Raw genomic sequence first — 13,041 nt, 5'->3', positions numbered from 1 at the left:
TAGGATTGTCCTTCTTACAGGCTATCGATTAACAATTTGCCTTTGCGGAACATCATCAAACGCAGGAACACCACCATCAGCGCGGTAATGATTGCCCCCAGCGCGATCCCCGCCATGTAAACGCCCAGATTAGTCACCAGCGGCCACGCCCAGATTGCTGATTCCGGGAACCATTGCACTGCGCCCAGCCAGACAGCGGCGGTGGAGCCGACAACCGCACCGACCATATAGGACGGAATTGCGGTGATGGGGCTTTCCAGCGCAAACGGAATCGCACCTTCACTGATCCCCATAAACGCCAGGAACATGGCGGTTTTACCCTGCGGATAAAGCTGGGCGTTAAACAGGCGTTTGCCGGTTAAACGACGGTCGATAATAGTCGCCAGACCCAGACCAATCGGCGGAATGACGATTGCGATAGAACGCGCGGTAACCGGTAATACGTGGTCAGTGGTAAAGCTGAAAGCAACGAAACCTGCTGCTTTGTTGATTGGGCCACCGAGGTCGATTGCGGTCGCTGCTGCGATACCCATCGCATACATCAGCGCACCCTTCTCACCTGCGGCAGTCAGCACGGTACGGATACCGCCGTTGATCCAACCGCCAAATGGGGTGATGACGTAATACATCGCCAGCATGACAAAAATGGCGGAAAGAATCGGTAGCAAAAATGTGGTTTTGAACGCTAACAGGAAATCCGGTAACTGGATTTTCTGGTTCATCCACTTCACAAGGTAACCTGCAACGATAGAAATGATCAGCGCACCAATGAAGGTAGACGGCACCGGTGAAGAGGTCGCCCACTGCATGGTACTGGGATCAAAGTTCAGCAGTTGCGTTGGCTGGGTAGACATTAACCCGCCGATAAACCCAGCCGGGAACGCCAGTTTGCCGCCAATGGAGTTCGCCACAAAAGCAGCAAACATCGGAATGGCAAAACCAAACAACACGCCGCCAAAGGACTGCGACAGCCAGGCAAATTTCAGTAAGGAGAGGTCGAAACCGGAAAATTTCCCGCTATTAAGTGCATCCATAATGCCAATGTCAGCGGGAATTTTTAGCCAGCTATAAGCAATCAGCTGGCTGAAAGCGAGGATCAAGCCGCCCATAATTAAGGTCGGCACCATGCGTGAAATCCCTGACATCACATGCTGCGGAAGTTCACCCCAGAAGCTGCTTTTAGAGGCCTGCGGATTCTTAATTGCCGCTGCCGCACCGGATGCGCCAGGCACAACGGTTGCACTGCGTTTTTTAATGGCCATAACAATTATCCCTGTCGAAAATTACGGTTGTTCAGCGGCAATCATCTCTTCGATTTCTTTGATGATGCCCGCAGCGTTTTTAATTGCGTCCTGCAAAGTGATTTCATAAACGTCGCGTGATTCGAAACGTTCGTTATCTTCCGGGGTAACTGCCACTGAGTGGATGATGATGGTCGCTTCGGCGATATCCTGCGCCGTCAGGCGATTCTGGATACCGTCCGCGCCCTGGGTTTCAATTTTCACTTCATAACCGGCTTCTACCGCCGCTTCTTCCAGCGCCTGAGCGGCCATAAAGGTGTGAGCCAGGCCCATTGGGCAGGCACATAAGGCAATCAGTTTCTTACTCATCGTTAATTCCTCGTTCAGTGATAGTTAACGAGTGAAATTATGAACGTGCAAAACAAATTGCCGTTACCAGACAAATAATGCATTTACTGGAGAATTAATCCCGTAGTGCGGAAGTGTGACGCAGGTCGGCCTTGTGATGAAACACAAAGAAAAATTGAACTAACCGTATGATTTAAAAGATTATCGGGAGGATTATCTCCCGATATGGCAGGAAGGATTTACAGGACGTACCCTAAGGTCTGGCGTAAATGTGCACCTGAGCCGAGAAGACCCGGATTGTCATGGACGATAAGATAAGCCGGAATATCATGGACATATTCTTTAAAGCGGCCTTTGTCTTCAAAAGCGGCACGGAAACCAGAGGCTTTGAAGAATTCAAGGAAACGCGGCACGATACCGCCCGCAATAAACACGCCGCCAAATGTGCCGAGATTGAGCGCCAGATTGCCGCCAAAACGACCCATAATCACGCAAAATAGCGACAACGCGCGGCGGCAATCGGTGCAACTGTCGGCCAGCGCGCGTTCGGTAATATCTTTTGGCTTGAGATTTTCTGGCAGACGGTTATCTGCTTTCACAATCGCGCGGTACAAATTCACCAGCCCTGGCCCAGAGAGCACGCGTTCAGCAGAGACATGGCCTATTTCAGCACGCAGTATTTCGAGAATAATGGCCTCTTCTTCGCTGTTTGGCGCAAAATCAACGTGACCGCCTTCGCCTGGCAGGCTTACCCAGCGTTTATCAACATGAACCAGATGCGCCACGCCTAGCCCCGTTCCGGCACCGTAAACCGCGATAGGTTTACCTTCAACTGGTTCCTTACCGCCAAACTGGATCAGATGCTCTTTTTTCAGCATCGGGATCGCCATCGATACAGCGGTAAAATCGTTAATAATTTCCAGATGGCTAAAACCGAGATTCTTTTTCATTTCGGCAATTGAGAACGCCCAGGTATGGTTGGTCATTGCCACCCAGTCACCGGTAATTGGGCAAGCGATGGCAATACAACCGTCTTTCACCTCGACCTTATGTTCTTCGAGATAAACGCGGATAACCGCTTCCAGGCTGGGATAATCAAGCCCAGAATAGGTTTTAGCCTGCGAGATTTCACCACTGGTAATATCACACAGAGCAAGACGTGCGTTGGTGCCGCCCACATCACCGACTAATGCATACTTTGTCATTCTTCTACTGCTCCGCTAAAGTCAAAATAATTCTTTCTCACACTGTAAATACCTGGGAGCCTAACAACAACGCCGGAAAGGCGGGCTCCCTGTAAATATCGATCTGGGTCACACTATTACTTTATCGTTTCAGCACCAATTGCAGCGATGCCTTTATGCAAGCTGGGCAAACTAAGTATCTGACCCCGCAATAAGGAATAGAACATGCTCCATTCGCGAGCCAGAACCATGTTGTTATTATCGCTTCCCGCCCTGGCAATTGGGATTGCGTCCAGTCTTATTCTGATTGTGGTGATGAAAATCGCCTCGGTATTACAGAATTTACTCTGGCAACGACTGCCGGGAAGTCTGGGGATAGCCCAGGATTCACCGCTGTGGATCATCGGAATATTAACGCTGACGGGGATCGCAGTGGGACTGGTTATCCGTTTCAGCCAGGGTCATGCCGGACCAGATCCCGCCAGTGAACCGCTGATCGGCGCGCCAGTCCCCCCTTCTGCGCTACCAGGGCTTATCGTAGCATTAATTCTCGGTCTTGCCGGTGGCGTCAGCCTGGGGCCGGAACATCCGATTATGACTGTTAATATCGCCCTCGCGGTAACGATAGGCGCTCGCCTGTTACCTCGAGTTAACCGGATGGAATGGACTATTTTAGCCTCAGCCGGAACTATCGGTGCGCTATTTGGTACACCTGTTGCGGCGGCGTTGATATTTTCGCAAACCTTAAATGGCAGTAATGAAGTGCCGCTATGGGATCGACTCTTTGCGCCGTTAATGGCAGCGGCGGCTGGTGCGCTGACGACAAGTCTATTTTTCCACCCCCATTTTTCGCTGCCCATTGCGCATTACGGACAGATGCAGATGGCAGACATTATCAGCGGTGCGATTGTAGCGGCGATTGCCATCGCTGCGGGGATGGTCGCCGTATGGTGTCTGCCACGGTTGCACGCAATGATGCATCAGATTAAAAACCCTGTGCTTATGCTCGGGGTTGGCGGGTTTATTCTCGGTATTTTGGGCGTTATTGGTGGGCCGGTTTCACTGTTTAAAGGGCTGGATGAGATGCAGCAAATGGTGATGAATCAGGCTTTCAGCACCAGTGATTACTTTTTACTGGCAGTGATTAAGCTCGCCGCTCTGGTCATTGCCGCCGCCAGCGGGTTTCGTGGCGGGCGAATCTTCCCGGCAGTGTTTGTTGGCGTGGCGTTAGGTTTGATGCTACATGAACACGTTCCCGCAGTCCCGGCGGCAATTACTGTCTCCTGCGCTATTCTCGGTATGGTACTGGTGGTAACGCGCGATGGCTGGTTAAGCCTGTTTATGGCGGCAGTCGTTGTACCTGATACCAATCTGCTACCGCTACTTTGTATCGTTATGCTTCCGGCATGGCTATTGCTGGCTGGCAAACCGATGATGATTGTGAATCGCCCGAAGCAGCAACCACCCCACGATAATCTTTAGCAAAAAATGCTCTCCATCATGATTTAAGAGTTATGGCGATGAAACGGGGCTTTACCTCCCCGTAATATTGCGTTAACAGGCCGCTGACGGCTTCGATCGTGAAGGAGAATAACAATGTTCAGGTCACTGTTTCTGGCGGCCGCCCTGATGGCTTTTACCCCGCTTGCGGCAAACGCAGGTGAAATTACCCTACTGCCATCAATCAAATTACAAATTGGCGATCGCGATCATTATGGTAATTACTGGGACGGTGGTCATTGGCGCGACCGTGATTACTGGCATCGTAATTACGAATGGCGTAAAAACCGCTGGTGGCGTCACGATAATGGCTACCACCGTGGCTGGGATAAGCGTAAAGCGTATGAGCGTGGCTATCGTGAAGGCTGGCGCGACCGTGATGATCATCGCGGGAAAGGTCGTGGACACGGACATCGTCATTAAACACATCCACCAATGGAGCACGATGCCTGATGCGACGCCCGCGCGTCTTATCAGGCCTACAGCCCCACTCCATTGAACGCGTAGGGCGGATAAGGCGTTTACGCCGCATCCGCCAGTGATGCCTGGTACGACGCCAGTTGAACTACAACCCCAGCGCCGTTCCCACCAACAGCCAGATATTCAGCGCCACTACCAATACCACAATCACCCAGCCAGCCTGTTTTACGCGTTTGCTGTTCACCAAATCGCCCATCAACTTACTGTCGCTGGTGAAAATCAACAGTGGAACCAGCGCCAGGGCGATACCAAAACTTAGCAGCACCTGACTCATGACCAGAATTCGTGTCGGATCTAATCCCATCAGGATGACAATAAATGACGGTAACATGGTCACTGTCCGGCGCACCCACAGCGGGATATGGAAACGAATAAAGCCCTGCATCACCACCTGCCCCGCCAGCGTACCCACCACCGTTGAAGAAAGCCCTGCTGCCACCAGGCTTAAACCAAAGACCGTCGCTGCAGCATTGCTTAACAGCGGTTGCAGCGTCAGGTAGGCTTCGTCAAGATCGGCGACACCAGTATGGCCGGAAAAGTGGAACGCGGCAGCAGCCGTTGCCATCATCGCCAGATTGACAAAACCAGCAATAGTCATGGCAATCGCGACATCCCATTTGGTGGCTGAATAACGTTGCTGGCGTGACCCACCATGCAGATGCTGGGTCAGCGAAGAGTGCAAATAAATCACATGCGGCATAATTGTCGCACCCAGCACACCCGCAGCCAGGAAGACCGCCTCTGAGGTCGGTAAACTCGGGATCACCATCCCTTTACTCAACTGCACCAAGTTAGGCTGGGAGAAGATCAGCTCAACAATGTAAGCCGCTGCGACAAACAGCAGTAGCCCGCCAATCACTTTCTCCAACGGTTTTTGCCCGCGACGTTGCAGCATTAAAATCAGGAAGGTTGCGATACCCGTCAGTACGGCGCCTTGCAACAACGAAACCCCAAGAATCAGTTTGAAACCGATAGCCGCACCAATAAATTCCGCCAGGTCGGTAGCCATCGCAATAATTTCTGCCTGAACCCAATAGAACCAGACGACCGGACGCGGGTAGTGATCGCGAATTTGTTCCGCCAGATTTTTACCGGTGGCAATCCCCAGTTTGGCCGAGAGGATCTGAATCAACATCGCCATCAGATTAGCCCAGACAACAACCCACAATAGCTGATAGCCGAAGCTGGCACCCGCCTGAATATTGGTCGCAAAGTTACCAGGATCGATATAACCAATCGCCGCAATGAACGCAGGTCCCATTAATGCGAGCCTCATCTTGCGCGCCGCCCGTCCGCTGCTACTCTCAACGCGATAGTTCGTCATCTTGTTGTGCCTCTAAAACATAGCCTTTGCTATGTTTCATGCTATGCCAAACGATAATGATTATCAAATTCATTTAAATGGGTTGTGATGATTTCTCTGATAGACCAGAATTATGACTACGAAAAGATTGATGGTTTGAATGTTATTTTTATGTTTAATGTTAGCACATTTACATAACTTTCCGCTTCCATACACAACATAGCAGAAATGTAGGACAGCTCACTATTTTTGAAGCTTGTCACAGGACGTCATTATAGTGTGTGTCAGATCTCGTTTTCCTGAATCATGTTGCATAGAATGTGCACGGAAATTTAACCTGCCTCATATTTGGAGCAAATATGGACCGCGTCCTTCATTTTGTACTGGCACTAGCCGTTGTTGCGATTCTCGCATTGCTGGCAAGCAGCGACCGCAAAAAAATTCGTATCCGTTATATTATTCAACTGCTTGTTATCGAAGTATTACTGGCGTGGTTCTTCCTGAACTCTGACGTTGGTCTGGGCTTCGTGAAAGGCTTCTCCGAAATGTTCGAAAAACTGCTCGGATTTGCCAACGAAGGTACTAACTTCGTCTTTGGTAGCATGAATGATCAAGGCCTGGCGTTCTTCTTCCTGAAAGTGCTGTGCCCTATCGTCTTTATTTCTGCGTTGATCGGTATTCTCCAGCACATTCGCGTGTTGCCGGTGATTATTCGCGCGATTGGTTTCCTGCTTTCCAAAGTCAATGGCATGGGCAAACTGGAATCCTTTAACGCCGTAAGCTCCCTGATTTTGGGACAATCCGAGAACTTTATCGCCTATAAAGATATCCTCGGCAAAATCTCCCGTAACCGTATGTACACCATGGCAGCAACGGCGATGTCCACCGTGTCGATGTCCATCGTTGGCGCATACATGACGATGCTGGAGCCGAAATACGTCGTTGCTGCACTGGTACTGAACATGTTCAGCACCTTTATCGTACTGTCGCTGATCAACCCTTACCGCGTTGATGCCAGCGAAGAAAACATTCAGATGTCCAACCTGCACGAAGGTCAGAGCTTCTTCGAAATGCTGGGTGAATACATTCTGGCAGGTTTCAAAGTCGCCATTATCGTTGCAGCGATGCTGATCGGCTTTATCGCCCTGATCGCCGCACTGAACGCACTGTTTGCCACCGTGACTGGTTGGTTTGGCTACAGCATCTCCTTCCAGGGCATCCTGGGCTACATCTTCTATCCGATTGCATGGGTGATGGGTGTTCCTTCCAGTGAAGCACTGCAAGTGGGCAGTATCATGGCGACCAAACTGGTTTCCAACGAGTTCGTTGCGATGATGGATCTGCAGAAAATTGCTTCCACGCTTTCTCCGCGTGCAGAAGGCATCATCTCTGTATTCCTGGTATCCTTTGCTAACTTCTCTTCTATCGGGATTATCGCGGGCGCGGTTAAAGGCCTGAACGAAGAGCAAGGTAACGTCGTTTCTCGCTTCGGTCTGAAACTGGTTTACGGCTCTACGCTGGTGAGTGTGCTTTCTGCGTCAATCGCAGCACTGGTGCTGTAAGTCCAATACATTCATTAAAAAAGCCGGGGATAATTCCCCGGCTTTTTTACGTCTGTTAATCAACTAATGGCTGAGGGCGACCAATCAAATACCCTTGCAGATATTGCACCCCAAGTTTATGCAATAACGCCTGCTGCTGTTGCGTTTCGACAAACTCCGCTACCACGCTTAACGACTTCGCTTTCGCCAGGTCGGTAATTGACCGCACAATCATCGCATCCAGCGTATTAGTCACTATATCTTTCACAAAGACGCCATCAATCTTGATGATATCGGCCTGCAAACGTTTTAATCGCTCGTAGTTGGCATAACCAGTGCCAAAATCATCAATCGCAATACGGAAGCCAAATTTATGCAGTTGCTCGATGTTGTACATGCTGCTTTCTGCATTTGAAAACGCCTGCTCCTCGGTGATCTCAAGAATGACTGTCTCCGGGGAGATGTGATAACGCTTAAACAGACGAATAATCCGCCCGGCGATATTTTTTTGCAGCAGAGTGAGCGGCATTAAATTGACTGAAAAGCGCGGACCTTTATTGTTGGAAGGGTGAGTTGCTAACCACTTCAACAGAGATTCCAGCACCTGCAAATCGAAACGCGCGCTAAGGTTAAACTGGGCGATAAGCGGCAGAAATTTATCCGGCGTCATAATGCCGTCGTCATATTTCAGACGCGCCAGGATCTCATCATAGCCCTGCCCCTCTTTGTTTCGAATGGGCTGAGCGTAGAGGAGCAAGTCACCATTATCTAACGCCTTACGAATGGTGTTCAGCAACAGTACCTGTTTGGTGGTCTGCCCGGACGCTATTTCCTCTCGATTATCCAACGCCAACACATGATGATGAACGCAGGATTGTTCCGCCAGCCAGCTTAACTGCCCCAGCATGGGCTGCAGGGTTTCCTGATTGCCATCAAAACGCCCCCAGGCGGCACCATAGCCCATATCCAGGCCGGTGTTGTTCCAGTGAATCTGCCGACTATTGAGGATGTTAACCATATGCTGTAGTCGACCTTCCGTTTCCGGCCCGGTCAGTACCAACAGCAATTCACTGCCCGGCAGTTGATACAACTTTTCGTTTTCCTGCATCAACGGCAGCAAGGTACGGTAAATTGAGCGGATACAATGAACACGCATCACCAGGCCGTAATGACGACTCAGAAACTCAAGATTATCAATACGCAGGCAGCAAAAACTCTTTCCTGCCTCCTGCTCTTGCGATTGCTCCAGTGCACGAAAGTTGGGTAATAGCGTTAATGGATCGGTTAGCGCCTGCAAATGCCAGCGGCGGTTAAGCCATTCACTTCGATGATAAATACGCACCATGTAAAGCAGGCAAACGCTAAAGGAAATCAGCACCGCGAGAATAAATGCCAGCGAATATTCGGTTTCGACCCCTTGTAAAAAATTCTGGTTGTAATTCAGGAGGAAAAGAGTCGAAACAGCCCAGGTGAGATTTAAAAACGGATAACGAAGTTTACCAACACCAAGGGTAAAGATGATGAAGAAAACGGGCACCAGGTAACCGGCAATAAAATCGTTTTCATAAGGCGTACACATCAGAAGCAGCAACACGCTAAGAGTTGCCAGCCAGCTTAAAGTAAATGCACGTTTCTCTTTGTTCAGCGACGGGGCGATATCCCTGCGCCACAATATCTGCGCAAAGTGGGGACTTACAACCATGCGAGTGAGATAGTAAAAGAACATGTTGTAAATCAGCACAGCGGTGAAAAGGCTAAGCAAATCAACGACCGTGAAAATAGCATCTGCATCGCCGAAAAATGTCGATATCTTTAGCGGGAAATCAAAAAAGCTACCCACCAGATACATGCTGCCTTTGATGCCAATCGGCGTCACTAAACCAAGCCAGAAGAGACGTTGCCAGACGTATCGGGTGGTCAACCCATAACGCCAACGCGTTCCTAACTGCCAGCGTAATATTGCACAGGCACACAGCACTACAAATGTCTGGCTGCCGAGCATGACGGCAGTTTGCAAAAATGAGAGATGAAAATTCCACAGATTAGTGCAAAACATCCCGCATAAAACAGGAACAACACCACGCCAGCCAAAGATGAATAATATTGACAGCATTACGCACAGTGGCATCCACGCCAGAAAGATATAGCTGGAATGGATAACGGCCAGTGGCGAAATAAAACGGGATAGCTGAATAAGTACCACGGTGAGCGTAAACGCCAGTGTGAATATCTTGATATTTTTTATCAGGTTATGCTCCACAAACATGAGTAGACTACTCTCACTGATCGGGGTTTTCAGGCACACAAATAATAAGTTTATTCGCATCGCGAAGCAAACAGGGGCCGGCCTGTTGCCGATTTTTCATCCAATGATGCTTTCACCAGGCGGCACTAACCCGGACGTAGACTGTATTACAAAAGCGGCAAAAATCAGAGACAAAAAACCCCCGCTTCACAGCGAGGGTTTGAAATTTGGTGGAGCTAAGCGGGATCGAACCGCTGACCTCTTGCATGCCATGCAAGCGCTCTCCCAGCTGAGCTATAGCCCCGTCACGTAAAGCTTGTCGAGTTGACGGGCGGCATCATATGAATTCCGTCCGAATGTGTCAACGGCAAATTGCAGCGCCTTGTTTCAATCGCTGAAAAATCAGGCAAATGAACATTTTTGGATTACGCCTCGCATTCAGTAGTTATTCATGTCACGGTTTCATGTAAATTGATGCTATAAAATGAACACTTAATAGACCCACAACTATTCCGGGAATTGTTATGTTCAAGGAGAGGATGACGCCAGATGAACTTGCCAGACTGACCGGTTATAGCCGCCAGACCATTAATAAATGGGTACGCAAGGAAGGCTGGACGACATCACCCAAACCAGGCGTCCAGGGGGGCAAGGCTCGACTGGTACACGTCAATGAACAGGTTCGTGAATATATTCGCAATGCAGAACGCACGGAGGGTCAGGGAGAAATCCCCGCCCTGTCTGGCGATGCACCGCTTGAAGTGCTGTTAGCTACGCTGGCGAAAGAGATGACGCCGGCTGAACAAAAACAGTTTACATCATTGCTTCTGCGGGAAGGGATTATCGGGTTATTACAACGCTTAGGGATTCGCAATAGCAAATAATATGAAAAGATTACGCAATAAAATGACCACCGAAGAACTGGCGGAATGCCTCGGTGTGGCTAAACAAACCGTTAACCGCTGGATTAGAGAAAAAGGCTGGAAAACAGAAAAATTTCCCGGAGTGAAAGGAGGTCGCGCCAGACTTATTCTACTGGACACACACGTTTGCGAATTTATTCAAAACACGCCTGCCTTCCATAATACGCCAATGCTTCTTGAGGCCGAAGAACCCCTTGCTGAATACGCGCCAGGTATGCGCACTCCGGCTTATCGGCAAATCATCAGCGCAATAGACAATATGACTCACAGTGAGCAGGAAAAAGTTGCGCAATTTTTATCGCGTGAAGGAATTCGTAATTTCCTTGCCCGTCTCGACATAGACGAATCAGCATAAATAAAAAACGGCAGGATACTATCTCCTGCCGTTTATCTTTTATGCGCTAATTACTGCTGGTTTTCGCGTTCAGCAATAAAAGCCAGAGCTTTATTGATGCGCTCGATGCTACGTGCTTTGCCGATCGCGTGAACGGTAACATCCAGTGCCGGAGACTGCCCCGCACCAGTAACGGCGACACGCAGCGGCATACCAACTTTACCCATTCCCACTTCCAGCTCGTCCGCCGTCGTCTGAATAGCGTGGTGAACGTTTTCAGCTGTCCAGTCAGTAATCGCGGCCAGTTTGTCGCGAACTACTTCCAGCGGCTGACGTGCTACCGGGCGCAGATGTTTTTTCGCTGCATCGGCATCGAACTCAGCAAAATCTTCGTAGAAGTAACGGCAGCTCTGTGCCATCTCTTTCAGCGTCTTGCAGCGTTCACCCAGCAGTTTAACCAGATCCGCCAGCTGCGGGCCGTTGCGGGTATCGATATTTTCCTGCTCGATGTGCCACTGTAAATGGGTAGCAACATACTCCGGCGGCAGCGTGTTAATGTAGTGATGGTTCAACCACAGCAGCTTGTCGGTATTGAACGCGCTGGCGGATTTGCTGACGGCATTCAGGGTGAAGTATTTGATCATCTCTTCACGGGTGAAGATTTCCTGATCGCCGTGGGACCAGCCCAGACGCACCAGATAGTTCAGCAACGCTTCCGGCAGATAGCCGTCATCACGATACTGCATTACGCTGACCGCACCGTGGCGTTTGGACAGTTTTTTACCATCATCGCCGTTGATCATAGAAACGTGCGCATAAACCGGCACTGGTGCTTTCAGGGCTTTAAGAATGTTGATCTGGCGCGGCGTGTTGTTGATATGGTCTTCACCACGGATAACATGGGTGATTTCCATATCCCAGTCATCGACAACTACACAGAAGTTATAGGTCGGAGAACCATCGGTACGGCGGATGATCAGATCATCCAGCTCCTGGTTGCTGAACTCGATCGGACCACGGATCTGATCGTCAAAAACCACAGAACCTTCTTGCGGATTAGCAAAACGAACGACACATGGTTCATCATCAGCATGATGCTCATGGCTGTGGCGGCAGCGACCGTCATAACGCGGCTTCTCACCTTTCGCCATTTGCTCTTCACGCAGTGCTTCCAGACGCTCTTTAGAGCAATAGCATTTATAGGCCGTGCCCTCTTCCAGCATCTGATCGATAACTGCGTTATAGCGATCAAAACGTTTGGTCTGATAGTACGGACCTTCATCCCACTCCAGACTCAGCCAGTTCATACCATCCATAATGGCTTCGATAGCTTCCGGCGTAGAACGCTCAAGATCGGTGTCTTCAATACGCAGCACGAACTCACCGCCGTGGTTACGTGCAAAAAGCCAGGAGTAAAGAGCAGTACGCGCGCCGCCAACGTGCAGATAGCCTGTTGGGCTTGGCGCGAAGCGAGTTTTGATTTTCATGAAATGGCCTTACGTTTAGAAAGATGCCGACAACCGGCAAATCCTGGAAAAATTGAGTGGGCGATATTCTATCACTCCAGCCTGATTCCTCAATGTAGTTCGGGTTGCTACATGATGCATTATTGTTTCCGTTGAGAAATTGCGCAACACGGTCTGTTTTGCGATCATCCTGCTTAATTTTACGACGAACAAACAAATTCTTTAGAAAATGCGTTGACTCATTTCCAACTCTCCCTATAATGCGACTCCACACAGCGGGGGTGATTAGCTCAGCTGGGAGAGCACCTCCCTTACAAGGAGGGGGTCGGCGGTTCGATCCCGTCATCACCCACCAACTACTTTATGTAGTCTCCGCCGTGTAGCAAGAAATTGAGAAGTGGGTGATTAGCTCAGCTGGGAGAGCACCTCCCTTACAAGGAGGGGGTCGGCGGTTCGATCCCGTCATCACCCACCAC

Annotated in this window: 11 protein-coding genes and 3 tRNA genes; 7 read left to right on the top strand and 7 right to left on the bottom strand. The window is 49.9% G+C overall.

What is annotated here, in order from left to right:
- Positions 1–14: 14 nt before the first annotated feature.
- From FC814_RS05305 to glk, 3 genes are all read right to left on the bottom strand, one after another.
- Complete coding sequence (locus FC814_RS05305; RefSeq protein WP_137325610.1) at positions 15–1,262, bottom strand: PTS fructose transporter subunit IIC; 1,248 nt, start codon at positions 1,260–1,262, stop codon at positions 15–17.
- Positions 1,263–1,283: 21 nt separating this feature from the next.
- Positions 1,284–1,610 (bottom strand): PTS fructose transporter subunit IIB, encoded by a 327-nt coding sequence (locus tag FC814_RS05300; RefSeq protein ID WP_000038454.1) that lies wholly within the window; start codon positions 1,608–1,610, stop codon positions 1,284–1,286.
- A 218-nt stretch (positions 1,611–1,828) separates the two neighbouring features.
- A complete protein-coding gene (glk, locus tag FC814_RS05295; RefSeq protein ID WP_000170385.1) occupies positions 1,829–2,794 on the bottom strand; it encodes a glucokinase in 966 nt (321 codons plus the stop codon).
- Between the two features lie 204 nt (positions 2,795–2,998).
- Between glk and FC814_RS05290 the strand changes: the two genes are divergently transcribed.
- Both FC814_RS05290 and ypeC read left to right on the top strand, forming a co-directional pair.
- Complete coding sequence (locus FC814_RS05290; protein ID WP_032225851.1) at positions 2,999–4,255, top strand: ion channel protein; 1,257 nt, start codon at positions 2,999–3,001, stop codon at positions 4,253–4,255.
- 114 nt (positions 4,256–4,369) lie between these two features.
- Entirely contained in the window at positions 4,370–4,696 is a 327-nt protein-coding gene (gene ypeC / locus FC814_RS05285) for a DUF2502 domain-containing protein YpeC (protein WP_000490072.1), read from the top strand.
- A gap of 142 nt (positions 4,697–4,838) precedes the next feature.
- Here the strand turns inward: ypeC and FC814_RS05280 are convergent, their stop codons facing one another.
- Positions 4,839–6,077, bottom strand: a complete 1,239-nt coding sequence (locus FC814_RS05280; RefSeq protein WP_000186377.1) for an Nramp family divalent metal transporter — start codon at positions 6,075–6,077, stop codon at positions 4,839–4,841.
- Positions 6,078–6,415: 338 nt separating this feature from the next.
- Here FC814_RS05280 and nupC point away from each other — a divergent pair, with 338 nt between their 5' ends.
- Positions 6,416–7,618, top strand: coding sequence for a nucleoside permease NupC (gene nupC / locus FC814_RS05275; RefSeq protein WP_001516818.1), 1,203 nt, complete (start codon positions 6,416–6,418; stop codon positions 7,616–7,618).
- A gap of 55 nt (positions 7,619–7,673) precedes the next feature.
- Here the strand turns inward: nupC and FC814_RS05270 are convergent, their stop codons facing one another.
- The gene (locus FC814_RS05270) at positions 7,674–9,863 is read right to left on the bottom strand and encodes a sensor domain-containing phosphodiesterase (protein ID WP_024212638.1); all 2,190 of its coding nucleotides are present in this window, start codon (positions 9,861–9,863) and stop codon (positions 7,674–7,676) included.
- A 207-nt stretch (positions 9,864–10,070) separates the two neighbouring features.
- A tRNA-Ala gene (locus FC814_RS05265) sits at positions 10,071–10,146 on the bottom strand.
- A 220-nt stretch (positions 10,147–10,366) separates the two neighbouring features.
- On the opposite strand from FC814_RS05265, the gene FC814_RS05260 reads away from it, so the two are divergent.
- Both FC814_RS05260 and FC814_RS05255 read left to right on the top strand, forming a co-directional pair.
- Positions 10,367–10,726, top strand: coding sequence for a YfeC-like transcriptional regulator (locus tag FC814_RS05260; protein ID WP_000472029.1), 360 nt, complete (start codon positions 10,367–10,369; stop codon positions 10,724–10,726).
- A 1-nt stretch (position 10,727) separates the two neighbouring features.
- Positions 10,728–11,120, top strand: coding sequence for a YfeC-like transcriptional regulator (locus FC814_RS05255; RefSeq protein ID WP_000826490.1), 393 nt, complete (start codon positions 10,728–10,730; stop codon positions 11,118–11,120).
- A gap of 50 nt (positions 11,121–11,170) precedes the next feature.
- Here FC814_RS05255 and gltX read toward each other — a convergent pair whose 3' ends face one another.
- Positions 11,171–12,586 carry a glutamate--tRNA ligase gene (gene gltX / locus FC814_RS05250; protein ID WP_085460996.1) on the bottom strand — a complete coding sequence of 472 codons (1,416 nt, stop codon included), beginning with the start codon at positions 12,584–12,586 and terminating at the stop codon, positions 11,171–11,173.
- 258 nt (positions 12,587–12,844) lie between these two features.
- On the opposite strand from gltX, the gene FC814_RS05245 reads away from it, so the two are divergent.
- Positions 12,845–12,920: transfer RNA gene (locus tag FC814_RS05245), tRNA-Val, on the top strand.
- 44 nt (positions 12,921–12,964) lie between these two features.
- A tRNA-Val gene (locus tag FC814_RS05240) sits at positions 12,965–13,040 on the top strand.
- The last annotated feature ends 1 nt before the right edge of the window (position 13,041 follow it).

This window comes from Escherichia sp. MR, assembly GCF_005280595.1.
Lineage (GTDB): Bacteria > Pseudomonadota > Gammaproteobacteria > Enterobacterales > Enterobacteriaceae > Escherichia > Escherichia ruysiae.
Note: the sequence above shows the minus strand (reverse complement) of the source record. Positions and strands in the feature narration are given on the sequence as shown.